This is a genomic window from Altererythrobacter epoxidivorans, from assembly GCF_001281485.1.
GTDB classification, from domain to species: Bacteria; Pseudomonadota; Alphaproteobacteria; order Sphingomonadales; family Sphingomonadaceae; genus Erythrobacter; species Erythrobacter epoxidivorans.
In genome coordinates, this window is sequence record NZ_CP012669.1 from 1,953,815 (window position 1) to 1,980,560 (window position 26,746).

At 62.7% G+C, this 26,746-nt stretch carries 21 protein-coding genes and 1 tRNA gene; 15 read left to right on the forward strand and 7 right to left on the reverse strand.

The genetic code is table 11. The features are described 5' to 3' along the window. Positions 1–92: 92 nt before the first annotated feature. Together sppA and AMC99_RS09850 are read left to right on the forward strand one after the other, a co-directional pair. A complete protein-coding gene (sppA, locus tag AMC99_RS09845) occupies positions 93–1,979 on the forward strand; it encodes a signal peptide peptidase SppA (protein ID WP_061926096.1) in 1,887 nt (628 codons plus the stop codon). A gap of 89 nt (positions 1,980–2,068) precedes the next feature. Then, a tRNA-Val gene (locus AMC99_RS09850) sits at positions 2,069–2,143 on the forward strand. 33 nt (positions 2,144–2,176) lie between these two features. Here the strand turns inward: AMC99_RS09850 and AMC99_RS09855 are convergent. After that, a complete protein-coding gene (locus AMC99_RS09855) occupies positions 2,177–3,439 on the reverse strand; it encodes a glutamate-5-semialdehyde dehydrogenase (protein ID WP_061926099.1) in 1,263 nt (420 codons plus the stop codon). Positions 3,440–3,482: 43 nt separating this feature from the next. After that, positions 3,483–4,229, reverse strand: a complete 747-nt coding sequence (locus AMC99_RS09860) for a pyrroline-5-carboxylate reductase family protein (RefSeq protein WP_061926101.1) — start codon at positions 4,227–4,229, stop codon at positions 3,483–3,485. A 246-nt stretch (positions 4,230–4,475) separates the two neighbouring features. Between AMC99_RS09860 and proB the strand changes: the two genes are divergently transcribed. Continuing rightward, positions 4,476–5,615: a glutamate 5-kinase gene (gene proB, locus AMC99_RS09865; protein WP_061926104.1), complete on the forward strand. Its 1,140-nt coding sequence runs from the start codon at positions 4,476–4,478 to the stop codon at positions 5,613–5,615. Positions 5,616–5,628: 13 nt separating this feature from the next. On the opposite strand, the gene AMC99_RS09870 is transcribed toward proB, so the two are convergent. The 3 genes from AMC99_RS09870 to AMC99_RS09880 form a co-directional block, all read right to left on the reverse strand. Next, complete coding sequence (locus AMC99_RS09870; RefSeq protein ID WP_061926107.1) at positions 5,629–7,686, reverse strand: TonB-dependent receptor plug domain-containing protein; 2,058 nt, start codon at positions 7,684–7,686, stop codon at positions 5,629–5,631. A gap of 124 nt (positions 7,687–7,810) precedes the next feature. Then, positions 7,811–8,068: a hypothetical protein gene (locus AMC99_RS09875; protein ID WP_061926110.1), complete on the reverse strand. Its 258-nt coding sequence runs from the start codon at positions 8,066–8,068 to the stop codon at positions 7,811–7,813. Positions 8,069–8,120: 52 nt separating this feature from the next. Further along, positions 8,121–9,428 carry a sulfotransferase family protein gene (locus tag AMC99_RS09880; protein ID WP_232301367.1) on the reverse strand — a complete coding sequence of 436 codons (1,308 nt, stop codon included), beginning with the start codon at positions 9,426–9,428 and terminating at the stop codon, positions 8,121–8,123. Positions 9,429–9,577: 149 nt separating this feature from the next. On the opposite strand from AMC99_RS09880, the gene serS reads away from it, so the two are divergent. The 3 genes from serS to AMC99_RS09895 are packed head-to-tail and all read left to right on the forward strand — an operon-like array spanning position 9,578 to position 12,706. After that, entirely contained in the window at positions 9,578–10,858 is a 1,281-nt protein-coding gene (gene serS, locus AMC99_RS09885) for a serine--tRNA ligase (RefSeq protein ID WP_061926113.1), read from the forward strand. Next, entirely contained in the window at positions 10,858–11,622 is a 765-nt protein-coding gene (surE, locus tag AMC99_RS09890; protein WP_061926117.1) for a 5'/3'-nucleotidase SurE, read from the forward strand. The genes serS and surE overlap by 1 nt, the downstream gene beginning before the upstream one ends. Positions 11,623–11,656: 34 nt before the next feature. After that, positions 11,657–12,706 (forward strand): potassium channel family protein, encoded by a 1,050-nt coding sequence (locus tag AMC99_RS09895; protein ID WP_061927910.1) that lies wholly within the window; start codon positions 11,657–11,659, stop codon positions 12,704–12,706. A gap of 6 nt (positions 12,707–12,712) precedes the next feature. On the opposite strand, the gene AMC99_RS09900 is transcribed toward AMC99_RS09895, so the two are convergent. Further along, complete coding sequence (locus AMC99_RS09900; RefSeq protein ID WP_061926120.1) at positions 12,713–13,129, reverse strand: DUF1761 domain-containing protein; 417 nt, start codon at positions 13,127–13,129, stop codon at positions 12,713–12,715. 108 nt (positions 13,130–13,237) lie between these two features. On the opposite strand from AMC99_RS09900, the gene rimO reads away from it, so the two are divergent. Continuing rightward, on the forward strand, positions 13,238–14,623 hold the full coding sequence (rimO, locus tag AMC99_RS09905; RefSeq protein ID WP_061926122.1) for a 30S ribosomal protein S12 methylthiotransferase RimO: 1,386 nt from the start codon (positions 13,238–13,240) through the stop codon (positions 14,621–14,623). A 17-nt stretch (positions 14,624–14,640) separates the two neighbouring features. Then, positions 14,641–15,057: a secondary thiamine-phosphate synthase enzyme YjbQ gene (locus AMC99_RS09910; protein ID WP_061927912.1), complete on the forward strand. Its 417-nt coding sequence runs from the start codon at positions 14,641–14,643 to the stop codon at positions 15,055–15,057. A 42-nt stretch (positions 15,058–15,099) separates the two neighbouring features. Here the strand turns inward: AMC99_RS09910 and AMC99_RS09915 are convergent, their stop codons facing one another. Beyond that, on the reverse strand, positions 15,100–17,139 hold the full coding sequence (locus AMC99_RS09915; RefSeq protein ID WP_232301369.1) for a S46 family peptidase: 2,040 nt from the start codon (positions 17,137–17,139) through the stop codon (positions 15,100–15,102). Positions 17,140–17,315: 176 nt separating this feature from the next. On the opposite strand from AMC99_RS09915, the gene AMC99_RS09920 reads away from it, so the two are divergent. The 7 genes from AMC99_RS09920 to AMC99_RS09950 all read left to right on the forward strand — a co-directional run bounded on the left by AMC99_RS09920 (position 17,316) and on the right by AMC99_RS09950 (position 26,725). Continuing rightward, entirely contained in the window at positions 17,316–18,119 is an 804-nt protein-coding gene (locus AMC99_RS09920) for a transglutaminase-like domain-containing protein (protein ID WP_061926128.1), read from the forward strand. Between the two features lie 135 nt (positions 18,120–18,254). Further along, a complete protein-coding gene (gene zwf, locus AMC99_RS09925) occupies positions 18,255–19,697 on the forward strand; it encodes a glucose-6-phosphate dehydrogenase (protein WP_061926131.1) in 1,443 nt (480 codons plus the stop codon). Beyond that, positions 19,690–21,501: a phosphogluconate dehydratase gene (edd, locus tag AMC99_RS09930; RefSeq protein WP_061926134.1), complete on the forward strand. Its 1,812-nt coding sequence runs from the start codon at positions 19,690–19,692 to the stop codon at positions 21,499–21,501. Before zwf ends, edd begins: the two co-directional genes overlap by 8 nt. Beyond that, on the forward strand, positions 21,498–22,490 hold the full coding sequence (gene glk / locus AMC99_RS09935; protein ID WP_061926136.1) for a glucokinase: 993 nt from the start codon (positions 21,498–21,500) through the stop codon (positions 22,488–22,490). The genes edd and glk overlap by 4 nt, the downstream gene beginning before the upstream one ends. Beyond that, positions 22,491–23,105: a bifunctional 4-hydroxy-2-oxoglutarate aldolase/2-dehydro-3-deoxy-phosphogluconate aldolase gene (gene eda / locus AMC99_RS09940; RefSeq protein WP_061926139.1), complete on the forward strand. Its 615-nt coding sequence runs from the start codon at positions 22,491–22,493 to the stop codon at positions 23,103–23,105. After that, positions 23,102–25,879 carry a phosphoenolpyruvate carboxylase gene (locus tag AMC99_RS09945; RefSeq protein ID WP_061926142.1) on the forward strand — a complete coding sequence of 926 codons (2,778 nt, stop codon included), beginning with the start codon at positions 23,102–23,104 and terminating at the stop codon, positions 25,877–25,879. Before eda ends, AMC99_RS09945 begins: the two co-directional genes overlap by 4 nt. Before the next feature lie 111 nt (positions 25,880–25,990). Next, positions 25,991–26,725: a L,D-transpeptidase family protein gene (locus AMC99_RS09950; protein WP_232301371.1), complete on the forward strand. Its 735-nt coding sequence runs from the start codon at positions 25,991–25,993 to the stop codon at positions 26,723–26,725. Positions 26,726–26,746 lie beyond the last annotated feature (21 nt).

The window sequence follows — 26,746 nt, forward strand, 5'->3', positions numbered from 1 at the left end:
TCGCTCAACCCTTTCCTCGCTCCCTTTTCGTTGGAAGTTTGCGTTCAAACCCCTAATCCAAGGGCCGGACAATTGACGGGATACTGTTTCGCATGAGTTTTGCAGGCAAGGTTTGGCGACTGCTGGTCGGGATAAAAGACGGGCTGGCCCTGCTGTTCATGCTCCTGTTTTTCTCCCTGTTGTTCGCCATCCTTTCGTCCCGCCCCAGCCCCGGCCAGATCCGCGACGGTGCGCTGTTGCTGGAACTCGACGGATACGTGGTCGAGGAACGCAGCCGGATCGACCCACTGCAGGCCCTGATCAGCCAGCAGGCGCCTGTCGGCGAATATCAGGTGCACGATATCGTCCGCGCACTGGAAGCTGCCGCGAGCGACGACCGTGTCGAGGCAGTGGTTTTCGACCTTTCCCGTTTCGTCGGCGGAGGGCAGGTGCACTTGCAGGAAATCGGCGAAGCGATGGACCGCGTCCGCGCCGCCGACAAGCCGGTGCTTACCTATGCCATGGGCTATGCCGACGATCACATGCTGCTGGCCGCCCACGCGAGCGAGGTCTGGCTCGACCCGATGGGCGGCGCGCTGGTCACCGGTCCGGGCGGCACCAATCTTTATTACGCCAACCTGCTCGAGAAGCTGGGCGTGAATGCCCGCGTCTATCGCGTCGGCACCTACAAGGCCGCAGTCGAACCCTATACCCGCAATGAAATGTCGGAAGAGGCGCGCGAGAACTACGCCGCGCTTTACGGCGCATTGTGGGAAGAATGGCAGGCCAACGTCACGAAGGCGCGACCTGCCATGAAACTGGACCAGGTCACCGGCGATCCCGCTGCCTGGGTGGCAGCTTCGAAGGGCGACCTTGCGAAGGCTGCACTCGCCGCAGGGCTGGTCGACAAGCTTGGAAGCAGCGTCGAATTCGGGGACCGCGTGGCCGAACTGGCGGGCAAGGACGACTGGGACGAAACGCCCGGCGCCTATGCATTCACCGATCTTGCGCCCTATCTCGCGGGGCAGTCGGACGACCGTTCGGGCAAGGCTATCGGCGTCGTGACGATTGCCGGCGATATCGTCGATGGCAATGCCGGGCCGGGTACCGCTGGCGGGGATCGCATTGCCGATCTCCTCGACGATGCGCTGGCAGACGATCTGGCCGCGCTGGTCGTCCGCGTGGATTCTCCCGGCGGTTCGGTGACCGCTTCGGAAGAAATCCGCCGCGCCATACTGCGGCACAAGGCGCGGGGTATTCCCGTCGCTGTTTCTTTCGCCAACGTCGCCGCGAGCGGCGGCTACTGGGTTGCAACGGCAGGCGACCAGATTTTCGCACAACCGGAAACCGTGACAGGATCGATCGGCGTTTTCGCCGTCATTCCCACGTTCGAGGGTACGGCGGAGAAGCTTGGCGTGAATGCCGACGGTTTCCGCACCACGCCGCTTTCGGGGCAACCCGACCTCGTCGACGGCTTCACTCCCGAAGTCGACGCGATCCTGCAGGCCTCTGTCACCAATACCTATGCAAAGTTCCTCGGCCACGTCGCGAAGGCACGCGGGATGACACCCGACAAGGTCGATACGATCGCGCAAGGCAGGGTCTGGGATGGCGGCACGGCGCGCCAGCTTGGCCTCGTCAGCCAGTTTGGCGGACTCGACGATGCGATTGCCTGGGCGGCAGCGAAGGCCGAGCTCAAGGATGGCGACTGGCATGTGAAGCGCCTCGGCAAGCCGCAAGATCCGTACGACTCGCTGATCCGCAGCATGATGCGCGACAATGCGGAAGAGGACATGCATTCGGCCAGCGACCTATTCGGCGTGATGGCTGCCCGCCAGAGCGAACTCGGAAACCGCCTCTCGCGCGACATGGACCGGTTGCTCGGCGTCAGGGGCGTGCAGGCCTATTGCCTCGAATGTCCCGGCAAACGCGCCGGCACGCCTGTGAAAGCGAGGCCGGAAGGCTGGCTCTCGGCAATCGTCGGCCTGATCGCCCGCTGACCTTGCCCCACATTGGACGCTTGCCATTTTCCTGCCGGGATGGCAGAGGCGCGCGCCTGTCCGGCAGCCGAATTGAGGCCGCCGCGGACGGGCGCGTAGCTCAGTGGTAGAGCACACCCTTCACACGGGTGGGGTCGCAAGTTCAATCCTTGCCGCGCCCACCATTTCTTCCGGATAGCAGGCGCGGTTTTCGCAAATTACGGACGTGTCTGACCGTCCCCCAGCACCAGATATTTGAAGCTGGTCAGCTGTTCGAGGCCGACCGGGCCGCGGGCGTGCATCTTGCCCGTCGCGATACCGATTTCCGCACCCATGCCGAATTCGCCGCCATCGCTGAACTGGGTCGAGGCATTGTGCATGACCACGGCGCTGTCGATGGCAGTCAGGAATGCGCGTGCAGCGTCCTGGTCCTCGGTCAGGATGGCATCGGTATGGCCAGACGAGTGGCGGGCGACGAACTCGATCCCCTCCTGCAACCCCTCGACGACCTTGATCGTGGCGATGGCATCGAGAAACTCGGTGTCGAAATCTTCCTCGCTCGCCGGCTTTACGCGGTCATCCAGTTCGACCGACCTCGCATCGCCCCTGAATTCGCAATCGGGCATCGCGTCGAGCACCGCGGGGATCGCCTCGGCCGCAATCGACTGGTCCACGACAATGCTTTCGGTCGCCCCGCACACACCGGTGCGGCGCAGCTTGGCGTTGCGGACGACCGCGACGGATTTCTCGATATCGGCGTCTGCATGGATGTAGCTGTGGCAATTGCCATCGAGGTGCAGCAGCGTCGGCACCTTGGCCTGGTCCCGCACCAGTTCGACAAGGCCGCGCCCGCCGCGCGGGATGACGAGGTCGATATAGTCAACCGCCTTCAGCAGCTCGGCCACCGCATCGCGCGAGGTCGTCTGGACCGTTTGAACGGCATCCTGCGGCAAGCCAGCTGCTTTCAGCCCGACCTGCATGCAATCGACGATCTGACGGGTCGAATGGCGGCTTTCCGAACCGCCCCGCAGGATCACGGCATTGCCTGACTTGAGGCACAATGCGCTGGCATCCGCCCCGACATTGGGGCGTGATTCGTAGATCATCCCGATCACGCCGATCGGCACGGCAACGCGTTCGATGCTCAATCCGTTGGGGCGTTCGAAATTTGCCAGCACCCGGCCCACCGGGTCGGGCAGCTCGGCAATCTGTTCGAGCGCGGTCGCAATGCCTTCGATCCGCTCTTCATCCAGCATCAGCCTGTCGATGAAGGAATCGGGCTTTTTCCCGCGCACGCTTTCGACGTCCCTGGCATTTGCTGCGATTAGATCGCCGGCGGTTTCGCGCAGTGCACGCGCGGCTTCCCGCAGCGCTGTGTCCTTTTGTTCGGTCGTCGCCCCGATCAGGGCGCGCGACGCCGCACGGGCGCGCTCTCCCAGCTGGGCGATATGGATCTGCGGGTCGAGATTCTGGTCGGTCATGATAATCCTGTTTCGTGTCTTGTGGGTAAGGCGGCCGGTGCGGTCAGCGCAGTTCGACTGCGCGATCGTAGGCTGCCTCAAGAGTGTTCTTGATGAGGGCATCGAAAGCCCCGTCGCCGTTCAACGCCGCCAGACCGGCCGCGGTCGTGCCGTTCTTGCTGGTGACGGAATTACGGAGATCTTCGAGCGTCTGATCGCTCGCCTGCGCCATGGAGATCGTGCCCTGCATCGTGCCCAGCACCATGTCCCGCGCTTCGTTTTCATCGAAGCCAAGCTCCATCGCCGCTGCGACATAGGCGCGCCCGATCTCGAAGACATAGCCCGGGCCGGATCCGGCAATGGCGGTGATCCGGTCGAGCGCATCCTCGTCTGCCGCTTCGACCACAGTGCCGTTACGCTCCATCATCTCGCGTGCGTGCGCCAGTTGCGCATCGGTGATGTCGACGCTGGCGCAGATGCCGCTGACCCCTGCCCCGATCGCTGCCGGGAGGTTGGGCATGACGCGGACGATGGGTGCATCGCCTGCCGCCTGCTTCAGCGTGTCGATCGACGCACCTGCAGCAATCGAGAGCATATATCCGTCGTCGGCAAACATGCCGGAGTACTGGGGCACGATCTCCGCGATCATCTGCGGCTTAACCGCGACCACGATCACATCGAACCTCTGGTCAGAGATCGCGCAGCGGTCGGAAACGAGCCGGACGCCCTCCGGCGCTTCGCTCAGGCCCGGATCGACGATGGTGAAATTTTCCGGCCCCTTTTTCCAGTTCTCGAGAAGTGCCGAGCCCATCTTCCCGCATCCGATAAGTAGAATATCCAAAAAATTCACCTATAAATCTATTTATTAAGCCATCGAAAATCAGATGCACGAAATGATCGCTTTAAGTAATTCGTTCGACAATCATTACTATGAACAATTCTTGATAAAGACTTGCTTTATTTCCTGCATCAGATTTTTTCAAATCTCCGGTTGTGCACTGCACAATGACTAATTAGATAGGCGCAAGATTATTTCAAGGATTAATGAAGGATTGTCGTGTCAAAGAAGAAACGTATCGTCGTAAAGGTCGGCTCGACCTTGCTTGCAAACACCGACAGACTGACCCCCCGCTTTGCGTTCATGCAGCGCCTGCTCGAAGATATCGCGCGCCTCCGCGATGACGGTTACGATGTCATCCTGGCTTCCTCCGGCGCTGTCGCGCTGGGCCTGAACACTGTGGGAGCGAAGCCGGAAACCGCCGGACTCAGCGACAAGCAGGCCGCTGCCGCATGTGGCATGCCCCTGCTCCTCAATGCCTATCGGCAGGTCGGCCACGAATTCGGTTTCGAGATCGCGCAGATCCTGCTGACGCTCGGCGATTTCGAGAACCACCGCCGCTTCCTCAACACCCGGAACACCGTGAACCGTCTGCTCAAGGCGCGGATCGTCCCGATCGTGAACGAGAACGACACGATTACGACCGAGGAAATTCGCGTTGGCGATAACGACCGGTTGGCGGCGAAGATCGCGCAGATGGTAGAGGCCGATGCCTTCATCATCCTGACCGGCGTCGATGGATTGTATGACCGTGACCCGTCGGAAGAAGGCGCGCAGCTGGTCGAGGAATTACATGATGTCAGCGAGTATCTCGCAGCAGCATCGGGTACCAGTTCGCTCGGCACGGGAGGCATGCTGACGAAGCTTCAGGCAGCGAACATGGCGCAGAACGCCGGCTGCACCACTTATATCGCGAATGGCGAAGCCGATTACCCGCTCACCTCAGTCTTGCGCGGCGAGCGCCGCTGCACGGTCTGCGTCGCCCATTCGGAGCCGAACTCCCTGTGGGAGACATGGCTGGCCGACCGCCTCCAAATGGCTGGCAGCCTGGTCGTCAATGACGACGCGGCATCACGCCTGGGGAAGGACGACCCGATCCATCGCCGCGACGTAATCAAGATGGACGGCGACTATACGCGCGGCGACGTGCTCCACATCTATGACGAGCAAGGTAACGAGCTGGCGCGTGGGCTTTCGGACTTCACCAGCGAGGAAACCGCGGTGATGATCAACAACCAAGACCTGCCTGCCGACCAGTTGCTGGGGTACCAGACCCACGCCGAACTGATCCGACCCGAAAACCTCGTCGTGCTGGAAAATCGCCACCTGACCTGGGACACGCCCGAAGGCGTATCCTGAGGGGACAGCCGCGCTAAAGGCCGAGCTTCAGGCCGGCCCAGAGCGTGCGCGGGGCACCGAAATCGACAGATCCGCCCTGGTTGCGGGTCACGATCGTCTCCTCGGTCAGGTTCTCTCCGCGAAGCACCACTGCCAATGCATTGGTAATGGGAAACTCGACATAGGCATCGACGGTCGTTGCCGCCGGCAGGGCATCGCTCTCCAGATCGTCCTCGAATTGCTTTCCGACATGGCGCAGCGTCAGCGCAGCGAGCCCGCGTTCGGCAAAACTCCACGATGCCGTGGCGCTGCCGATCCAGCTCGGCGACTGGGACGGGCGATTGCCATTGAAAGCCTGACCTTCCTCGCGCGTTTCGGCATCGACATAGGCGAGCGAGGAATTCACCCGCAGTTTGCCGAAAGCCAGCGCTGCGCTCGCTTCGACACCCCTCGCCCGGATCGAGTCGATATTGAGCCGCTGGCGAGTGGTTGCATCCAGCGTGACATTTGCGATGGCATCGCGAACCGTGTTGTCGAACAGGGTCAGGCCGAGGTCCAGCCTGTCGCCGCGGCTGTAATCCAGCCCGATCTCGAAACCTTCGAGCCGTTCCGGCTTCAAGTCCTCGTTCGCGAGCGTCGTGACGGGAAATACCACAAACGGTCGGTAAAGTTCATTGAGGGTCGGCAGGCGCAGGCCGGTATAGCCCGCCACCCTCAGCCGCATGCCGTTTGCAAGGCCCACCATTGCGCCCCCGCGAAACGATCCGATCCAGCCCGAACGATCTTCGAATGCCTCGTCGCTTACAATCGAGCCGTTGCCGTCGACCGAAGTGTAGAAACCGCCGCTGATCGAATAACGATCTGCCCGCGCACCTGCCGTCAGGACCACTGGCCCGATGGAATAGTCGTCCTCGATGAACAGGCCGAGATTGCTGTTGCGACCACCCGCGTTGCGCCGCTCTGTCACATTGCCAGAAAATGCGCTGATCGCGGTTTCGAAAAGTTCGCCGTCCGCAAGGCGATAATCGACGCCCAGGCGCAATTCGTGGGCATCGCCGCTCGGTGGGCGAAGTTCGAACTTGCCGCCTATTCCCGTCGCGGGCGTGTTGCGCTGGTCCAGTACCGGCACGAACCGGGTCGAGCTGACGACAACATTGGTGAAGTTGCGCGCCTGCACATATCCAAGCAGATCGAATTGCCAGTCGCCCGTGCCGACCAGGCGCAGGCTCGCATCCTGCCCTTCCATCGAATTGTCAGCGCCATCGAAGCGGAGCGTGCGATTGTCTTCGTACACCAGGCCCCGCGCCTGCAGTTCGACTGTATCGCTGATCGGTGCGACACCGCGCAGCTGTATGGACCAGCTATCGTATGCCGCGCGCGCCGTAGCCGGCACCCGCTGGTCGGTCGGCGTGGTGTAGAACCCCTTCCCGCGATCCCAGCGCCCCGAAATCGTGGCAAAGCCCCGCCCCAGATTGCCCGCGAGAGTGGCGGCTGCTTCGGTTTCGCCCCGATTGTTCGAGAGGACCCTCCCGCTTGCCGTGCCGAGCGTTGCGGCATCGGCACTGACCAGTTCGATTGTTCCCGCCAGTGCGCCCGCGCCGAACGGGCCGGACCCACCGCCACGCGTAACCTTGGCATAGGACAGCCGCTCCGGATCGATGGCGCTGAAAGGGATGTAGCCGAAGAAAGGGTCCGCCATCGGCACGCCGTCGAGCAGCACCAGCGCCCGGCTGGTTGCGTTGCCGCCCAAGGCTCGCAAGGTCGCCCCCTGGGCAGACGGATTTGCCGACCGGCTGTCCGAGCGGCGAAATTGCTGGAATCCCGCGATACCGGACAGCGCATCCTCGATCCGCCCCGATGCTGCACTCACCAGTTGCTCGCGCTCGATATAGCGCGTGTCATAGGCCACGGAGGATAGTGGGTCCTCGAGCCCCTCGCCGGTGACGACGATTACAGGACTTGCGCGGTCAGCGTCATCGCTCTCGCTTGCTTGTTCTTGCGCCAAAAGAGGCGCGGCACCGGCCGCAGCCAGTGCGAATGCGAGGGTTGCAAGAGATACGCGGATCTTCGGGATAGTGTCGGTAATGATCATTGCCGCGCGTCCTTCGCAATTCCCGCCGCGATCATCAACCGATTGCAGAAACTAAAACGCCCACGACGACACAGGGTCGGCATGGGCGCTGTCCCGCCGAAGCGGTAATTTATCGCGTCACCGATCAGGCGGCAGCAGGTGCCGTGGAAGTCGCAGGCGGTGTCTTCGATGTATCCGTCGAACCGGTTTCGGCGTCCTTCTTGTCCATGTATTTCTTCAGGAAGTAGCCGCCGGCGCCGATGGCGAGCATCGCGGGAATGCTCATGCGACGAAGGATGACCGGCGCGGTCGCACCGATCACTGCCCCGAGCGGGCCGCCGATCTTGCTCGTATGTTCTGCTGCCTTGGCACCAAGGCCTGCTCCGATAATCTTGCCAAACATTGTAATCTCCTTTGCAAGATCAACGGATTGGCGCGGCCAAAGTTCCGGAGCTTCAGCTCAGTCGGCGACGCTTCTTCGCCACGTGGCCGACATCGTCCTCAGTCGGAATGCCGTAGGTCTCAACGTAGTCGCGGAAACGCTCCGTCACCTCCTCCTGAGTCAGCCCGAACTGAGCCAGGCTGTACTGGTGCGGGTGCCGTTTGAGCGCACGCGACCGTTCGAGGAAATCTTCCATCCCCGGGACAGCTGGCTCGATGTCCAGATCCAGGAATCCGTAGATCCGCTCCATCGTGCCGCGCCAGTCGCGATCCATCTCGTCATACTGGACGTCGATCATGCGGTCCGCCGGGATCGCATCGATCGCCGCCCGCATGCGCGCAATCATCGTTTCGGTCTTGCCCAGCCATTCACGGCCGATCCTGCCGGGATCGACATCGTCGGAATAGATGATGGTCTGGTTCCAAGCGAGCGAGGCCGCGCTACCCACCACCGCTTGCGGATCGCGATGGGTAAATATCAGCCGCGCATCCGGAAACACCTTCAACAGCGCGGGCAGGTCCATCATGTGTTGCGGGGTTTTCAGGATCCATGGCCGGATCGATGACACCTGCTGCGACCAGCCGACCAGCCGCAAGAGGTCTGCCAGATAGCGATAGGCCGGTTCTGCATCCTGTTGCTCGCACCACCGGGCGTAACTCGGCACGTGCCACTGCGCATCGTGCTTCATGCTCCACATGCTGGCGACCAGCAGGCCCAGTTCTTCCTCCGGTTCGAACGGCCCGGTCGGATGGATCGACAGGGTGCGCGGGTTGGCGAGCCGGGCGACCTTCATGATCCGCCGCGCCAGGACAGGGCGGAAATCTTCCTTCTCGCCCGCCAGCACCTGTTCAAACTCGGGGCGCGGCACCGGGCTGATCGTTTCGAAGCTGCGCATGTGGGAGAACCGCCGATCGCTGGCGAGCAGGCGGTGCAGGCGCGTCGTCCCCGAACGCATCGGCCCCACGATCACGACCGGTCGCGCGATCGCTCGCTCGAGAATTTCCGGGTGCCGCTTGAACCACTCCTGCGCGTAGAGCCGATCCCTCAGGATGTGGTGGAACTGCTTTTCCGAAGCAAACTCGCCGGCCGCATTCAGCCTCGCTTCGTCGCGGACGGCATCCAGCAGGACTTCCATCGGCCGTTCGAACCAGCGGTCGCCGAAATCGTCCAGTCCCGTCGCTTCCATCGCGGCATCGAGCAGGGCCTGTTTCTCGAGCCGTGGCCGGGACAGCAGGCCAATCCGCCTGCCAGCGCGGATGGAGCCGTCGAGAATATCTATGAAGCGTGTTCGTTGCGGAGGCCGTGCCGGAATATCAGCCAAAATGTCTTGCCCCGATCCTTTTCAAACTGGCAGCCCCACCTGCCGGAATGCGGGCGTGTAGCCGTTCACATGTTCCATTCAAGGCGCGGGCAGGAATTATGTTCCTCTCTACTGGCATTTGCCTTCGGCAAAAGGCATAGGCGCTGACCATGCATGACATCCGATTGATCAGGAACGATCCGAAGAGTTTCGACGCCGCGCTCGAGCGTCGCGGCGTTGCACCTGTTGCAGGGGAAATCCTTGCGCTGGACGAAGAGAAACGCGCGATTTCGACGCGCATGCAGGAAGCGCAGAATCGCCGCAACGAAGCGTCCAAGGCGATCGGCCAGGCGATGGCCAAGGGCGACAAGGATACCGCCGAGGCGCTGAAGGCTGAAGTCGCCGAAATCAAGCAGGCGCTGCCGGCTCTGGAAGAGCAGGACCGCGAGCTTTCGAGGAAACTTGACGACCTGCTGGCGACGATCCCCAACCTGCCCGCCGAAGACGTACCGCTGGGCGAAGACGAGAACAACAACCAGCAGGCCTCGCGCTGGGGCGATCCGCGCAATTTCGATTTCGATCCCAAGGAGCACGCCGACCTCGGTCCGGCGCTCGGCATGGATTTCGAAACCGGAGCCAAGATTTCCGGGGCGCGTTTCACCTTCCTGCGCGGCCAGATGGCACGGCTCGAGCGGGCGCTCGGGCAATTCATGCTCGACCGCCAGACCACCGAGCGCGGCTATACCGAATGCAATCCGCCGCTGCTGGTTCGCGAGGAATCGCTTTATGGCACCGGCCAGTTGCCCAAGTTCGCCGAGGACAACTTCCGTACCACCGACGACCGCTGGTTGATCCCGACGGCAGAGGTCAGCCTGACCAATGCCGTGCGCGAAGAGATCATCGACGACCTTGCGCAGCCCCTGCGCATGACCGCGCTGACGCCATGCTTCCGCAGCGAAGCGGGCGCAGCAGGCAAGGATACGCGCGGCTATATCCGCCAGCACCAGTTCCAGAAGGTCGAGCTCGTCAGCATTTGCGCGCCCGAAGACTGGGAAAGCGAACACGAACACATGGTCCGATCGGCCGAGCTGATCCTCGAAGCGCTGCATCTGCCCTATCGCAAGATGCTGCTGTGCACCGGCGACATGGGCTTCGGCGCGCGCAAGACATACGACCTCGAAGTCTGGCTGCCGGGCCAGGGCGCCTATCGCGAGATCAGCTCGATCAGCTGGTGCGGCGATTTCCAGGCGCGCCGGATGAATGCGCGCTATCGTCCGGAAGGCGAGAAAAAGACTGCCTTCGTCCACACGCTCAACGGCTCGGGCCTTGCAGTCGGACGCACGCTGGTTGCGGTGCTCGAGAATTACCAGAACGCCGACGGCAGCGTTACCGTGCCTGACGCCCTGCTCCCCTACACCGGCGGAATGACCAAGCTGGAGCCTGTGGCCTGATGCGCATCCTCGTAACCAATGACGACGGTATCCACGCGCCGGGACTCGAAGTGCTCGAAGCGATCGCGCATGAATTGTCGGACGATGTCTGGGTTTGCGCACCTTCGGACAACCAGACCGGTGCAGGCCACTCGCTGACGCTCTCGCTGCCGGTCCGTTTGCGCAAGCATTCCGAGCGGCGTTTTTCCGTCACCGGCACACCGACCGATGCTGTTTCGATGGGCCTGAAGCATGTCATGGACGGCGCACCCGATCTCATCCTTTCGGGCGTGAACGCCGGCGCCAATCTGGGGGACGACATCACCTATTCGGGCACGGTTTCCGCTGCGATGGAAGGTGCGCTGGCCGGTGTCAGGTCGATCGCCATGAGCCAAGTCATGCGGCAGGAACGGCCCGCGTCGGGCGATCGCTTCCATGCAGCGCGCAACTGGGGCGCGCGCGTGATCCAGCCTCTGCTCGATGCACCGCACGAGCCACGCACTCTCGTCAGCGTCAACTTCCCCGCCCTCGACGCCGAACAGGTCCAGGGTATGCGCGTCGTGCGCCAGGGCTTTCACGACTATGCCCGCGCATCCATCGTCGAAGCTCGCGATCCGCGGGGCCAGCGATATTACTGGTTCGGTCTCGACGCGATCGAGCACACACCCGACCACGGGACCGACCTGGAAGCGATCGCCGAAGATCACATCTCGATCACGCCGCTGCAACTCGACCTGACCCATCACGCGAGCCTCGGCGTGCTTGCCGATCGGTTCAAGGGGTGACACACAGGCTCCCGTGAGAGAGCAGATCGACCAGATTCCGGCCGGCGGCAGGGGGCGGCGCGTCCGCGGGCCCCGGTTCAAACCGCTCCGCCGTGCGGTGAGGCTGCCCGTCTGGGGCGATCTTGGTATCCGCCTCGGCCTCGCCCTGCTGCTCATCACGCTGGTGGTGATGATCCACTGGTGGGATCGCGAAGGGCTGGTCGATAATCTCGACGGGGATGTCAGCTTCCTCGACGTCGTCTATTTCACCATGATCTCGATCACGACGACCGGGTTTGGCGACATTGCCCCGATCAGCGACCGGGCGCGGCTGGTCGAAGCAGTCATCGTGACGCCCGTTCGTTTTGCCGTACTCTTCATCTTCGTCGGCACGGCGTATAACTTTCTAATCAAGCGAAGCTGGGAGAAGTGGCGCATGGCCCGCATCCAGGAAAAGCTCACCGACCATATCGTGGTGCTGGGCTATGGCGTCTCCGGTTCGGAGGCGGTCGAGGAACTGATCGAACGCGGGACCGACCCGAGCTGCATCGTCGTGATCGATCCGAGCGAGGCCCGCCTCGCGGATGCCGAATCCCTCGGTTGCAACGTCATGGCCGCAGACGCGACCCGGGACGAAACGCTGGAGGCAGTGCGCATCAACGAAGCGCAGACCGTACTCGTCAGCGCCGGGCGAGACGATACGTCGATCCTGATCGTGCTGACCGTCCGCCATCTTGCGCCCAACGTCCCTATCAGCGTCGTCGTGCGCGCCGATGATAACGAACTGCTCGCGCGGCAGGCAGGTGCCGACAATGTCATCAATCCTGTCCGCTTCACCGGGCTGCTTTTGGCCGGAAGTGCCAAGGGTGCGCATATCGCCGACTATCTTGCCGACCTCGCATCGGTGACGGGGCGTGTGCAGTTGGTCGAACGGCCGGTCACACCCGACGAAGTAGGCAAGTCGATCTCCAACCTTTCCAGCGGCGGCCGCGGGCTACGCATCTATCGCGATGGCAATCCGCTCGGATTCTGGGAAGCCGAATGCGAAACCTTGCGCGAAGGCGATGTCGTCGTCGAGATCGTCCAGACCAAGAGTGGCGGCTGAGCGCCCCTATCCCAGCAGGATAAACGCAGCCCCGGCAGCGGCCATGCCGACCACGAAATAGCCGGCATCGATCGCGAACAGTTTACCCGGACGCATCTGGAACAGGTAATTGATGCCGATGGCCGGCGCCATGATTGTGGCGGCAAACCCCGTTGCCATCATCATGATCACATGGGGCGAAGGATTGGTCCGGGCGATATTGTGGCCCAGCATCAGCACGACCAGCAGTTCGAACAGGAACGCCAGCAGCATGATCAGCCAGGTCGGGTTCTGCCCCGGGCGAGGCCCGGCCTGCATCATCTCGTCGGTGATACCGTTTAGCTGCCGCCACTGCTTGCCGAACAGCGGCCCGTACCACAACGCCCCGATCATGAAGAACGCCGCTGCACCCACGAAAACGGCCAAAAGATTGATCTCGCCCATTTGCTCTCTCCCCTCGCGGCGAAGCGAGATGTCGTCGCCCCGCGACTGGGGGGATAGCGCAAAGCCGTGCGCACGTGTAGAGCGCCGCGCAATCCTGGATTGAATGGCATGAACACCACCACGAAACTTCCCGACCAGAAGAAGGTCGGCATGGTCAGCCTCGGCTGTCCGAAAGCGCTCGTCGATTCCGAGCGCATCCTCACGCGCTTGCGAGCCGATGGCTATGCGATGAGCCCCGATTACGCCGGTGCCGACGTTGTCCTCGTCAACACCTGCGGGTTTCTCGATTCCGCCAAGGAGGAAAGCCTCGCCGCGATTGGCGAAGCGATCTCGGAAAACGGCCGCGTCATCGTCACCGGCTGCATGGGCGACGAGGCTGAGGCAATCCGCGCCGCGCATCCGCAAGTGCTAGCGATTACCGGCGCGCATCAATACGAGCAGGTCGTCGAAGCTGTTCACGAGCACGCGCCGCCGTCGCAGGGCCCATTCATCGACCTGATCCCGCAGCCTTCGGAAGCGGACATCAAGCTGACCCCTAGGCACTACAGCTACCTGAAGATTTCCGAGGGCTGCAATCACTCCTGCGCCTTCTGCATCATCCCCCAGCTGCGCGGAAAGCTCGCCAGCAGGCGCGTCGATGCGGTGCTTCGCGAGGCTGAGAAGCTTGTCGCCGCGGGGACGAAGGAACTGCTGGTCATCAGCCAGGACACCAGTGCCTATGGCGTCGATATCCGCCACGAGGAACGGATGTGGAAGGACCATCCCGTCCGCGCGCACATGACCGACCTCGCCCGCGAACTCGGGCAACTCAAGACGCCCGGCGGCGAGCAGCCGTGGGTGCGCCTCCACTACGTCTATCCCTATCCGCACGTCGACGCGGTTATCCCGCTGATGGCGGAAGGGCTGCTGACGCCCTATCTCGACATACCTTTCCAGCATGCCGCGCCATCCGTGCTGAGGCGCATGAAGCGTCCGGCGAACGAGGCAAAGGTGCTCGAACGGCTGAAGGCATGGCGCGAAATCTGTCCTGACATCGCGATCCGTTCCAGCTTCGTCGTCGGCTTCCCCGGCGAGACAGAGGACGATTTCAAATATTTGCTCGACTGGCTCGAAGAAGCACAGCTCGACCGCGTGGGCGCGTTCCGTTTCGAACCCGTCGAAGGTGCGCAGGCCAATGCCCTGCCCGATCCGGTGCCCGAAGCGGTCAAGGAAGAGCGCTACGCCCGCGTCATGGAAGTGACCGAACGCATCAGCGCGGCGAAGCTTGCGAAGAAGGTCGGGACCCGCATTCCCGTGATCATCGACGAGATTGGCGAGCCCGACGATGACGGCGACATCGGCGCCACCGGACGTAGCCAGGCCGATGCACCCGAAATCGACGGTGCAGTCTATCTGCGCAATGTTCCTGCCGACCTGCAGCAGGGGGATTTTGTGACTGTCGAGGTGGAGGACGCCGACGCCCACGACCTCTACGGGGTGATCGAAGGGTCCTGAACCGAAATAGGACGATGATGCACCAGTTCCAGCACACCATCATCGTCCAGACGCAAGGGTCGGGCCTGACCGAGATTACCGAGGAGGTTGGGCACTGGATTTCCGAAAGCGGCATTCGCGACGGATTGCTGACGCTGCTCTGTCGCCACACCAGTGCAAGCCTGCTGATCAACGAGAATGCCGCACCGGAGGTACGGGAGGACCTGTTGCGCTGGCTTCAGAAGCTCGCGCCCGAAGGGGCGCACTACGTCCACGATGACGAGGGGCCGGACGATATGCCCGCGCATCTCAAGGCCGCACTCACCGGCGTCAACCTGACAATCCCGGTCGCGGGTGGGCGAATGCGGCTGGGGACTTGGCAGGGCATCTACCTTGCCGAACATCGCGCGCGGCCGCACCGCCGCGAAATCGCCCTGCACTTGCTGGGCGAGTGACCCGGCCGCCGCGCTGGGGCGGGGCCGGGCCTCTATTGCCGCTTACTTGGCGGCCAGTTCCTTCACCAGTGCAGGCGCCGGATAGATTTTCTCCAGCGCTTCCTGGACCGCTTCGGTCGAAACGACGACGGTACGGTTGATCGAACCGTCGTAGCCGTAATTGCCGCCGAGCGAGTTGATATTGCCGTCGAAGGCAGCGCCAATGACCGTGCCATTGCGATCGATTACCGGCGAACCCGAGTTGCCGCCGATGATGTCGTTCGTGGTAACGAAGTCATAGACCGCATCCATGTCGATCTGGTCCTTCGCCTTAACGAAGCCGGGGGCGAGATCGAACGGGGCATTCCCGGTGGCGCGCTCGAAGGTTCCGCCCATCGTGGTCGTGGTCGGCACTTCCTTGCCGCGCTCGGTCCAGCCCTTCACCTGACCATAGCTGATGCGCAGCGTGAAGGTCGCGTCGGGATAGAGCGAGTCGCCATATGCAGCGAAGCGTGCATCGGCGAGTTTTGCGCCGGCAGCAGCGAGCGGCCCCGAGTAAAGCTCGTTGGTCTGCTCATCGAGTTCGCGCTGGCGCGGAGCCAGCTTGAGCGCATACTGGATCATCGGATCCTCGCTCGCTTCGATGGCAGCAAGGCCGCCGTCCCACAGCGCCTTGCGTACGGCCGGATCGGCCAGCTTGGTGCCATTGACTAGGCGTTCCGCCAGCTGTTCGGGGCTCTCCTTGCCCAGCAGGAGCTTCGAATCTTCGTCGTCGACGCCGAGATATTCGCGGGCCTTCGACAGGCTCCAGCTCATCGTCATCTCATCGAGCCACGGGTAGACCGGCTTGGCGTCCGTCAGGCGCTTTTCCGTTAGCGGCAGCGCGCTTTCGGTAAATCCGCGCAGACGCTCTGCATTCGGCTTTTCTCGTTCCTGAGCGGCATAAACCAGCGTCTGGGCATAGCCGTAGAGCGTGCCCGTGGGGCTGGTGAAACGGCTGGGGTAGTAGAGCGCGCGATAGGCATCGACTGCTTCTTCGACATCCGCCCAGGGATCGCCGATTTCGTCATTGCCAGCAGTCTCTGCCTTGAGCGCAGCCTCTGCTTCGGCCAGCTTGGCGGTGAAAGCAGGGTCGTTCAGTGCCTTGACGCGACCGATATAGACCTTGAGCGAGTTTTCGATGCCGCCCAGCATGTCGAGGCCTTCGCGCTCGTGCTCGGGGCTTTCTTCCATCGCGCGGATCAGGCGGCCGCGTAGTTCGGAATAGGTCGCGAGGATCATCGGCAGGCGAACTTCGCGTTCGAAGGCGAGCTGGCTCTGCGTATAGAGGCGGCTGGTCGAACCGGGATTGCCGACGACGAAGGTCATCTCACCGTCGATCGGCGCACGCGGGTTCCAGCGCAGGTGGTTTGGCGTGCTGACCGGCTTGCCGTTTTCGTAGGCGCGCAGGAAGCTCGCATCCATCGAATAGCGCGGAAAGTTGAAGTTGTCGGGGTCGCCGCCAAAGGTCGCAGCACGATCTTCCGGCGCCCAGGCAAGGCGTACGTCCGAATACTTGCGGTACTGATAGAGCTTGTACTGGCCGCCGCCGAACAGTGTCACCACCTGGCAACGGGTCTTCGCCTTGTCGGTGCAATTGGCGGATTCGATTTCGGCGATCTTTGCATCGCGAGCCTTGGTCAGCGCATCACCGGCGAGACCGGCGAAAGCCGCCTTCACATCGCCCGTGACATCGGTGATCTTGGTCACGACTTCGGCCTGCTGGCCCGGGCACATCAGTTCGTTTTCGCGGCGATCGGCGACAAAACCGTTGAGCAGGTAATCGCTCTGGTCGTTCGAATTGTCGTAAAGACAGGTCGCGATGCAGTGATGGTTCGTCAGGATCAGGCCGGACGAGGAAACGAAACTGGCAGAGCAGCCGCCGGTCAGGCGGACGGCACCGGCCTGAACCTTGTCGAGCCAGGCCTGGTCTGGCGCCCAACCATAATCTTCCTTCACCTTTTCGGCGGGAAAGTTGTCCAGCGTCCACATGCCTTCATCGGCAAGGGCTGGCGCGGAAGCGAGCGAAACGAGAGCGCTCGCGGCTGCGAGGCGTGCGGTCATGGATATCATGGGAGGCGACTCCGGGTTCGATTTTTGGTTGCAATGGATACTTGCCGCGCCTCGCTAGACCCTCGATCCACCGCGGGCAAGGACCCGCCAAATGCCCTTGTCGGCATTGAATCGGCTTTTCGTCGAAAATACCGGGAACAAAGCCTGCTCCACCCGTTGGTAACGAAATGGCCATTTCCATAACCAGCAGCTTCGCTTTCGAGCTCCCCTCCCCCACGGACGTCCTGCTGCAATTCGAAGCGGCGGACATTCCGGAACAGAAGATCCTTTCGGCAACCACGCGCATGAGCGATGCCGAGCATTGCGCCCGCGTGCCGGCACAGGACGATATCGGAGAGCGGATCTGGATCCGGGCCAAGGGCCGGTTCGAGGTCCACTATGAAGCTACCGTGCAGCCGGACAGGTTGCTGCCGGATATCGCCACGCTCGAAATGCTCGAGCCGCACGACATGCCGGGAGAGGCGGTGCAGTACCTGTTCGACAGCCGATATTGCCCGGCCGACCAGTTCCAGCCCTTCGTCGATTCCGAATTCGGCGGCACTTCGGGCGGGTCCCGCATCGTCGCCATCCGCGACTGGATTTCGGCCAACCTCAGCTATCAATCGGGCACGTCGGATGCCCGCACCGGAGCGATCGACACCTTCATCGAGCGCCGCGGAATCTGCCGCGACTATGCCCATTTGCTGGTCACCCTCGCCCGCGCATCGACCATCCCCGCGCGCTATGTCGCCTGCTATGCGCCCGGCGTCGAACCGCCGGATTTTCACGCCGTTGCCGAGGTATTCCTCAACGATCCGTCGACCCCCGACGGCGGAGCATGGCACCTGATCGACGCGACCGGCATGGCAGACCCTGCAAAAACAGCGAAAATCGGTATCGGCCGCGATGCCGCAGATGTCAGTTTCCTGACCAGTTTCGGACCCAACAACTTCCTGCGGTCGAGCGTTTCGGTAAGGGAAACGGGCGGATAGCGCCTGCGATGAATAGCTATGCAGGTGTCCTGCGGGGATAGCTAGCAGGGGCACGCGCTGATAGGCATGCAGTCGATGATAGGCGTGCTACCGCTGAATTGAGCGATTGTTTGGAAAGGGAAGGGCCAACGCGCAATGAGTTTTACCGCTGACCGCCTGTTGTTGTTCGGCGCGACCGGGGACCTGTCACAGCGCATGTTGCTCCCTTCGCTCTGCGCGCTCGATGCCGACGAACTGATCGACGACGACCTCAAGATCGTCGCAACCGCGCGCTCCGAGATGAGCGATACCGAATTTCGCAACTTCGCGCGCGAAGCTCTCGAGAAGTTCCTTCCCAAGGATCGCCGCGGCGGAATGGCGCATTTCCTCAACCGGCTGACCTACCAGCAGCTCGATGCGACCACGCTGGAGGGGTATGACGAGTTGGCGAGGAAAGTCGGAGAGCCGAAGAACGGGCTTGCGATTTTCCTCTCCACCGCGCCCAGTCTGTTCGGGCCGACGATCAAGGGGCTGCAGCACGCCGGCCTCGACGGCCCGAATGTCCGCATGTGCCTCGAAAAGCCGCTCGGCACCGATCTCGGCACAAGTTGCGAGATCAACGACGCGGTTGCCGCCGCCTTCCCCGAAGATCGGATTTTCCGGATCGACCATTACCTGGGCAAGGAAACCGTCCAGAATCTGCTGGCGCTGCGGTTTGCCAACGTCCTGTTCGAACCGATCTGGAATTCGAACTATATCGAGCATGTCCAGATCACGGTCGCTGAAACCGTGGGCCTCGAAGGACGCGTGGCCTTCTATGACGATGCCGGCGCGCTGCGCGACATGGTGCAGAACCACATGCTCCAGCTGCTTGCCCTCGTCGCGATGGAACCGCCGACCAGCTTCGATTCCACCGCAGTGCGCGATGAAAAGGTGAAAGTCCTTCGTGCCCTGCGCCAGGTCACCCGCGGAGAGACCGTGACCGGCCAGTATCGCGCCGGGGCAATTTCGGGAAAATCGGTCCCCGGTTACGACGAGGAACTGGGCAAGGATTCCGACACCGAGACCTTCGTCGCGATCAAGGGCCACGTCGACAACTGGCGCTGGAAGGGTGTGCCGTTCTACCTGCGCACCGGGAAGCGCCTGCCCGAACGCGTGACCGAGATCGTCGTCCAGTTCCGCTGCGTTCCGCACTCGATCTTCGCCGGCAAGGGCGCGACGATGCAGCCCAACCGGCTCGTGATCGGCATCCAGCCGGAAGAGAACATCACCCTGTCGCTGATGGCAAAGGTCCCGGGGCTCGACCGCGAGGGCATCCGCCTGCGCCAGGTACCGTTAGACATTGCCATGCCCGATGCGTTTTCCGGTGCCGTGCGCCGGATCGCGTACGAACGCCTCCTGCTCGACCTGATCGAAGGCGACCAGACGCTGTTCGTGCGCCGCGACGAGGTGGAAGCCCAATGGCACTGGATCGATGCGATCCGCGAAGAATGGACAGCAGAGGATCTCAAGCCAAAGACCTACACGGCCGGCACATGGGGGCCGAGCGCAGCCATAGCGCTGGCAGAGCGCGACGGAGTGAGCTGGCACGATGAGTAAGCCTCTTCACGATACGATCCACCGGGTTACCCAGCGCGTTATCGAGCGCTCTCGCGACAGCCGCAGCGCCTATCTCGAGCTGATGGACCGGGAGGCCAATCGGGCACCTGATCGCAGCCAGGTTTCCTGTTCCAACCTCGCCCACGCCTATGCCGGGGCGACCGACGACCAGGATGCGCTGAAGGCTTCGCGCGGCCCAAATATCGGGATCGTTTCCTCCTATAACGACATGCTTTCGGCCCACCAGCCCTATGGCCGCTATCCGGAACGGATGAAGATTTACGCCCGCGAAGTGGGCGCCACGGCGCAGGTCGCAGGCGCAACGCCGGCCATGTGCGACGGCGTGACTCAGGGCGAAGACGGCATGGAGCTGTCGCTCTTCAGCCGCGACGTGATCGCCCTTTCGACCGTCGTCGCGCTGAGCCATGCGATGTACGACGGGGTCGCCTGCCTCGGCATCTGCGACAAGATCGTCCCCGGCCTCGTAATCGGCGCGCTGCGCTTCGGCCACTTGCCCTGCGTATTCGTGCCGTCGGGCCCCATGCCGACCGGCATCGCCAACAAGGAAAAGCAGCGCGTCCGCCAGCTTTACGCAGAGGGCAAGGTCGGCCGCGAAGAACTGCTCGCCAGCGAAATGGGCAGTTACCATTCGCCAGGCACATGCACGTTTTATGGCACTGCGAACTCCAACCAGATGATGATGGAAATGATGGGGCTCCACATCCCCGGCAGCGCCTTCATCCAGCCGGGCACGAAGCTGCGCCAGGCGCTCGATCGCAAGGCCGTCCATCGGCTCGCCGAACTTTCAGGCACGAGCGACAAGACGATGGCGAAGTGCGTCGATGAAAAAGCGATCATCAACGCTGCCATCGGCCTCCTCGCCACCGGCGGCTCGACCAACCATGCCATCCATATTCCGGCGATGGCCCGCGCTGCGGGCGTGATCTTCGATTGGGACGACCTGTCCGCGCTATCGAGCGCAGTTCCGCTCGTCGCACGCGTCTATCCGAACGGTGCGGGCGACGTGAACCATTTCCACGATGCCGGCGGCATGGGCTATGTCATCGGCACCCTGCTGGACGAAGGTCTCGCGCACCGCGATATCGCCACTGTCAGCGAGGGCGACCTCAGCGACTACGCGCTCGAACCCGGGCTCGGGGATGGTGAAGAGATCGTGTGGCGCGAAATCGGCGAAAGCGGCGATGCGGACATGCTCCGCCCCGCTTCCGACCCCTTCCAGCCCGATGGCGGCATGCGGCTGGTGCAGGGCAATCTGGGCCGTGGTTGTTTCAAGTCGTCCGCCGTGGACAAGGAGCGCTGGACCGTCGAGGCCCCCTGCCGCGTGTTCGAAGACCAGCCGTCCGTTGCTGCCGCCTTCAAGGCCGGAGAGCTCGACCGCGACGTCGTTGTCGTGGTGCGCTTCCAGGGTCCGCGCGCGAACGGCATGCCCGAATTGCACAAGCTGACCCCGCCGCTCGGCGTCCTGCAGGATCGTGGATACCGCGTCGCCCTCGTCACCGACGGGCGCATGTCCGGTGCCTCTGGCAAGGTGCCTGCGGCAATCCATGTTACTCCCGAAGCGCTTGGCGGCGGCCCGCTCGCCCGGCTGCGTGACGGCGACGTGGTGAAACTTTGCGCCGTGACGGGCGAACTCTCGACCACTGCCGACCTCGCATCGCGCGAGCCGGTGGCGGATCCGCGCGCCGCCGTCGGCGTCGGACGCGAACTTTTCGCGATGCTCAGGCATGGCGCAGACGGGGCGGAACAGGGAGGCAGCGCCATGCTCGCTGCAGCAGGCCTGTGAGCTATACTCAAAACCAGCTCGTCAGCGTGGACATCGGGGGTACGCACGCCCGTTTCGTAATCGCAACCATCGATGACGACGGTTCCATCACGCTGGACGAGCCGATCACCCTCCACACGGAAGACCACGCAAGTTTCCAGACTGCGTGGCAGGATTATCGCGAACAGAAGGGCGGCACGCTGCCCGATGCGGTGAGCATGGCCATTGCCGGTCCGGTGGGGGGCGACGTCATCCGCTTCACCAATAATCCGTGGATCATCCGCCCTGCCCTCGTTCGCGAAAAGCTGGGGGTCGAACGCTATACCATCGTCAATGATTTCGAAGCCGTCGCCCATGCCGTGGCACGCGCCGACGAGAGCGAGTTCATTCATCTGACCGGCCCCGACAAACCGCTTGCCCCGACCGGCCGCCTCAGCGTGCTTGGGCCGGGCACCGGCCTCGGCGTGGCGCATCTCTACCGCGAACCCGACGGAACCTATCGCGTTTCCGCCACCGAAGGCGGACATATCGATTTCGCTCCGCTCGACCAGATCGACGATGCCATCCTTGCGCGACTGCGCAAGCGGCACAACCGCGTATCTGTCGAACGCGTGGTCGCAGGGCCAGCCATTTCCGATATCTACCAGACGCTCGCCGCAATGGAGGGCAAGCCTGTGGCCGACGAGGATGACATTGCCATCTGGACGCGCGGCCAGGACGGCAGCGACAGCCTGGCAGCAGCAGCGGTCGACCGGTTCTGCATGTCACTGGGCAGCGTCGCAGGAGATATCGCCTTGGCCCAAGGCGGGTTCGGCGGCGTCGTGATTGCTGGCGGGCTAGGTTATCGCATCCGCGAAACCCTGCTGAAATCGGGTTTTGCCGAACGCTTCAAGGCGAAGGGCCGCTTCCAGGAGCTCATGGCTTCCATCCCCGTCAAACTGATCATCCATCCGCAGCCGGGCCTGTTCGGGGCCGCTGCCGCATTCGCTTCGGAACACGGAAAGAACTGAATGAGCGATATCGAATCCATAATGCGCACCGCACCGGTCATCCCGGTGATCGTGGTCGATGAAGTCGAACACGCCGTGCCGTTGGCAGAGGCGCTAGTCGAAGGCGGACTGCGCGTTCTCGAAGTTACGCTCAGGACCCCTGCCGCGCTCGATGCGATCCGCGCCATGAAGCAAGTGCCGGGCGCGATCGTAGGAGCAGGGACGGTGACCAATCCGGACGAGCTGGAAGACGCACTGGAGGCCGGCTCGGAATTCGTGGTCTCTCCCGGGCTTACCGACAATCTCGGGCGGGCATGCATTGCCAACCAGGTGCCTTTCCTGCCCGGAATCGCCAGCGCGGGCGATATCATGCGCGGGCTCGACCTCGGCTTGAGGCACTTCAAATTCTTCCCCGCATCGACCTCGGGCGGGCTCCCGGCGCTGAAGGCACTCGCCGCGCCATTTCATCAATGCCTGTTTTGTCCGACCGGGGGCATAAGCGCAGCCAACGCACCTGAATGGCTTTCTTTCGCCCCGGTCCTTTGTGTTGGCGGTAGCTGGGTCGCGCCGCGCGGGGCGCCTGACAAGCCGACCATCACCAGACTAGCAAAAGAAGCCATGGAATTGCGCCAATGAAGACAGTTGACCAGCTGATAGACCGATTGAGCCAGCATCACCTGCGGACGCAGGAGACACCCCTGTTCAACCCGGTCTTCCAGCTTGGCCTCGACCTCTCGCGCGAACTCGAGGGCGGGGAGATCGACCTCGACACGCTCGAAGCGCTGGTTGCCGAACTCGAATGCGACAGCATGCAGAGCCGTTCGCGTCGTCTGCGAAGGCTGGTCGCACCAGTAACGCCGTCCGAAAACACTGAAGGCCTGAAGAAGTCGCTGAAAGCAGAGACCTTCGCAGATTTCCAGGCAGCATGGCAGCGCCCGCAATTGCATGCGGTCTTCACCGCGCACCCGACCTTCCTGCTGCCGCCCGAACAATCCGAGGCGGTCGCACAGGCTGCCAGCAGCGATCGCGAGATCGGCAGCGATGTCTGCGTGCTGGCGCCAGAGCGTCCGCAGGTTACGCTTGAGTACGAGCATGATCGTGCCATGCGGGCGATCGCAAACGCCCAGGACGCACGCGATTCCATCGTCGGCGAGCTACTCGATCATGCGGCGGGCAAATGGCCGGACCAGTGGCAGGACCTTGCGCCGCTGCCGTTCCGTTTCGCAAGCTGGGTCGGCTATGACATGGACGGTCGGACCGACATCAAATGGTACGATTCGATCGGTTTCCGCCTCGGTGAAAAGACCCAGCGACTTTCCCGCTATATCGCATCGCTGGAGCGGATAGATCCCGATCACCCGCTGCTCGGCACCTTGCGCCCGGCGCTCGCTTACGCGCAGGCACGCTCGGCGGATTTCGCAGGCGACCTGACAGAACCGGAAGCGCTTTCGGCGGCTGCCAACAGGCTGACGGCGGACAATCCGGACAAGCTGCTGTCGCTCGCACCGCTGATCGATGCGCTGGAAGAGGAGGCGTGCGATGCCGACAAGGATCGCGCCATCGCCCTCAAGACCCTCGCCGCAGCCATGCGCGCAGACGGTCTGGGAATGGGCTGGATCCACTTCCGCGTAAATTCCAGCCAGCTGCACAATGCGATCCGCCGCCGGATCGATCCGGACAATGCGCTGGACCTCGCCAGTAAGGGCGCGATTGCAACGCTGCGCGAAATGCTCGCAACGGTGAAGCCGCTGCGATCCAACTTCGCCGCCCTTGCGATCGAAAGCTCGACCGCGATCCGCCAGTTCCTCGCAATGGCGCAGATCCTCGCCCATATCGACGCCGACGCGCCGATCCGCATGCTGATCGCCGAATGCGAACAGCCTTCGACGATCCTTGCAGCGCTCTATTTTGCCAAGCTGTTCGGGATCGAGGACAAGGTCGATGTTTCGCCCCTGTTCGAAACCGAAAGCGCCCTCGAACATGGTGGGCGGTTCCTCGACGCGCTGCTGGCAGAGGAAAGCTACCAGCAATATGCGCGCCTGCGTGGACGGGTCGCGATCCAGACCGGCTTTTCCGATGCCGGCCGGTTTGTCGGCCAGATTCCTGCCAGCCTCGCAATCGAACGCCTGCAGGGCCGCCTCAGCGAGGCGATGGAGGCAAACGGGCTGACCGATGTCGCCGCCCTGATCTTCAACACTCACGGCGAAAGCATGGGTCGCGGCGCGCATCCCGACAGTTTCGAGGATCGCCTGACCTGGCCGCTCAGCCCTTGGGCCAAGCGCCGCTTTGCCCGTGCAGGCATCCCGCTCGAACCCGAAGTCAGCTTTCAGGGCGGCGATGGCTACCTGTTTTTCTCGACCCCCGAACTGGCACGCGCAACGCTGACGCGCATCGCCCAGATCAGGCCTGCAGAAACCGACACCTCCGCGCCGACCGATCCCCTCTATCGCCGTACCGACCTCAGCCTAGACTTCTATCGGGCAATCAGGTCGCACCAGCGCGAACATCTGCACTCGAAAACCTATGCCCGCGCGGTCACCGCTTTCGGCCTGGGCCTGCTCAACTCGACCGGCAGCCGCGTTTCCCGCCGCCAGAGCGACCTTGCGGCCGACCGCGAGATGAATTTGCGCCAGATCCGCGCGATCCCGCACAATGCCATCCTGCAGCAGCTCGGCTACCCGGTGAACGTGATCGCCGGTATCGGCAGCGCGGCGGACGGCAATTACGAGGAAATCGCCTCGCTTTTGATCGAGAGCGAGCGCGGCAGGCAACTCGTGCGCCTCGCCCGCAGCTCGAATGCCCTGGCCAGCATCAAGACCGTCGCGGCCTATGGCGAATTGTTCAACAGCGCCTATTGGGCAAGCAGGCCCTATCGCGGGACCGAAAGCCACTTGTCGGATGCCTGCGAAGTGCTGGCCGAATATCTTACCAAGGACGATCGAGCCGGTGTATTTCGCCGCCTCGCATCGCGCCTGCGAGTCGATGCGCTTAAACTGCATCGCCTGCTGTCGCTGATCCCGAACGAGCACCCTCTCGAGGAACGCGAGCATATCCGCCGCACGATAGGCGCTGCGCAGTCGCTGCGCCTCGCCCTGCTGCAGCACATGTTCATCAAGGCGGTGTCGATCCCGGCCTTCAGCCGCGCCAACGACATCAGCCGCGACGACGTTCTTGAAATGGTGTTCACGTTGCGGGTGGACGATGCCCTGGCACAGATGCGCCGTGCCTACCCGACCAACTATCCGCAGATCACCGATTTCGCCGTCGATGCGCCGAGCGATTATCCCGATGGCGATGGCGAAGGATACGCCGCCATCCAGCGTGAATATATTGACCCAATCGAGCGCGCCTATGGGCTGGTGCTCCGCCTTTCCACCGCGATTGCAAACGAGTTCGGCGCGCACGGCTAGGCAAAGAGCGTGTAAGCTGGCGCATTAACTTTTGCCGCGATCGCGTCTCTTGCAGGGACGCGGTGCGTTAGCCGACTGGCGACTCACCGCAAATTACGTATAATTCCCCAGATGAACCCGTTTCTGACCAAGACTCGCACGCTGTTCGCGATGACCATCATGATCGCAGGGGGTGTCAGCATGGCTGGCGCACAGCCCGCCGAGGCTGAAGCATCGGTCGATGCCGGCATGATCGCGGTGAACCCGCTTGCGCTCGAGCCCGCTCCCAACGAGCTGAGCCACAGCAGCGACCTTGCGCTCGTTGAACCCGACATGGTTTCCGAACCCATGGTTCAGGATGTGCCGGAAACGCCGCCCGCGCCAGCTGCGAAACCGGCCAAGGAATCGCCCTTCGTCATCAAGCGCGTGCTGCCGATCGATGGGCCGATCAAATATGGCGAATGGTACTGGGACGATGAAGGCGTTCCGGCAGGGCCGCTGGTCATGACGGTCGACCTCGATGCCCGCGTACTTTCGGTCTTCCGCAACGGATACGAGATTGGCGCGACCGCCGTCTTGCTCGGCACGGATGAGCATCCCACTCCGCTTGGAACATTCCCGATCCTGACCAAGGAGAAGGACAATGTTTCGGAGAAATACAACAATGCCCCGATGCCCTGGACCCTGCGCCTGACTTGGGATGGCATAGCCATTCACGGCTCGCCGGTCGCCAATGGCTATGCCAGCCACGGCTGCATCGGAACGCCTGACGATTTCGCAGAGAAGCTTTTTGCCATCGCCAAGAAGGGCGACAAGGTAATCATCACGCGCGGCAAGATGATCGGACTGGGGGACAAGATCATCTAGGGCCGCGCTCCTGGAAGCTGC

Bases quoted from the DNA above. Each gene is read 5' to 3' on its own strand.
- AMC99_RS09920 (WP_061926128.1), top strand. From the start codon at position 17,316: ATGGCCATTTCCATAACCAGCAGCTTCGCTTTCGAGCTCCCCTCCCCC.
- rimO (WP_061926122.1), top strand. From the start codon at position 13,238: ATGAACACCACCACGAAACTTCCCGACCAGAAGAAGGTCGGCATGGTC.
- AMC99_RS09945 (WP_061926142.1), top strand. From the start codon at position 23,102: ATGAAGACAGTTGACCAGCTGATAGACCGATTGAGCCAGCATCACCTG.
- edd (WP_061926134.1), top strand. From the start codon at position 19,690: ATGAGTAAGCCTCTTCACGATACGATCCACCGGGTTACCCAGCGCGTT.
- AMC99_RS09915 (WP_232301369.1), bottom strand. From the start codon at position 17,139: ATGACCGCACGCCTCGCAGCCGCGAGCGCTCTCGTTTCGCTCGCTTCC.
- AMC99_RS09900 (WP_061926120.1), bottom strand. From the start codon at position 13,129: ATGGGCGAGATCAATCTTTTGGCCGTTTTCGTGGGTGCAGCGGCGTTC.
- sppA (WP_061926096.1), top strand. From the start codon at position 93: ATGAGTTTTGCAGGCAAGGTTTGGCGACTGCTGGTCGGGATAAAAGAC.
- surE (WP_061926117.1), top strand. From the start codon at position 10,858: ATGCGCATCCTCGTAACCAATGACGACGGTATCCACGCGCCGGGACTC.
- AMC99_RS09910 (WP_061927912.1), top strand. From the start codon at position 14,641: ATGCACCAGTTCCAGCACACCATCATCGTCCAGACGCAAGGGTCGGGC.
- AMC99_RS09870 (WP_061926107.1), bottom strand. From the start codon at position 7,686: ATGATCATTACCGACACTATCCCGAAGATCCGCGTATCTCTTGCAACC.
- AMC99_RS09950 (WP_232301371.1), top strand. From the start codon at position 25,991: ATGAACCCGTTTCTGACCAAGACTCGCACGCTGTTCGCGATGACCATC.
- eda (WP_061926139.1), top strand. From the start codon at position 22,491: ATGAGCGATATCGAATCCATAATGCGCACCGCACCGGTCATCCCGGTG.
- AMC99_RS09855 (WP_061926099.1), bottom strand. From the start codon at position 3,439: ATGACCGACCAGAATCTCGACCCGCAGATCCATATCGCCCAGCTGGGA.
- AMC99_RS09860 (WP_061926101.1), bottom strand. From the start codon at position 4,229: ATGGGCTCGGCACTTCTCGAGAACTGGAAAAAGGGGCCGGAAAATTTC.
- AMC99_RS09875 (WP_061926110.1), bottom strand. From the start codon at position 8,068: ATGTTTGGCAAGATTATCGGAGCAGGCCTTGGTGCCAAGGCAGCAGAA.
- zwf (WP_061926131.1), top strand. From the start codon at position 18,255: ATGAGTTTTACCGCTGACCGCCTGTTGTTGTTCGGCGCGACCGGGGAC.
- serS (WP_061926113.1), top strand. From the start codon at position 9,578: ATGCATGACATCCGATTGATCAGGAACGATCCGAAGAGTTTCGACGCC.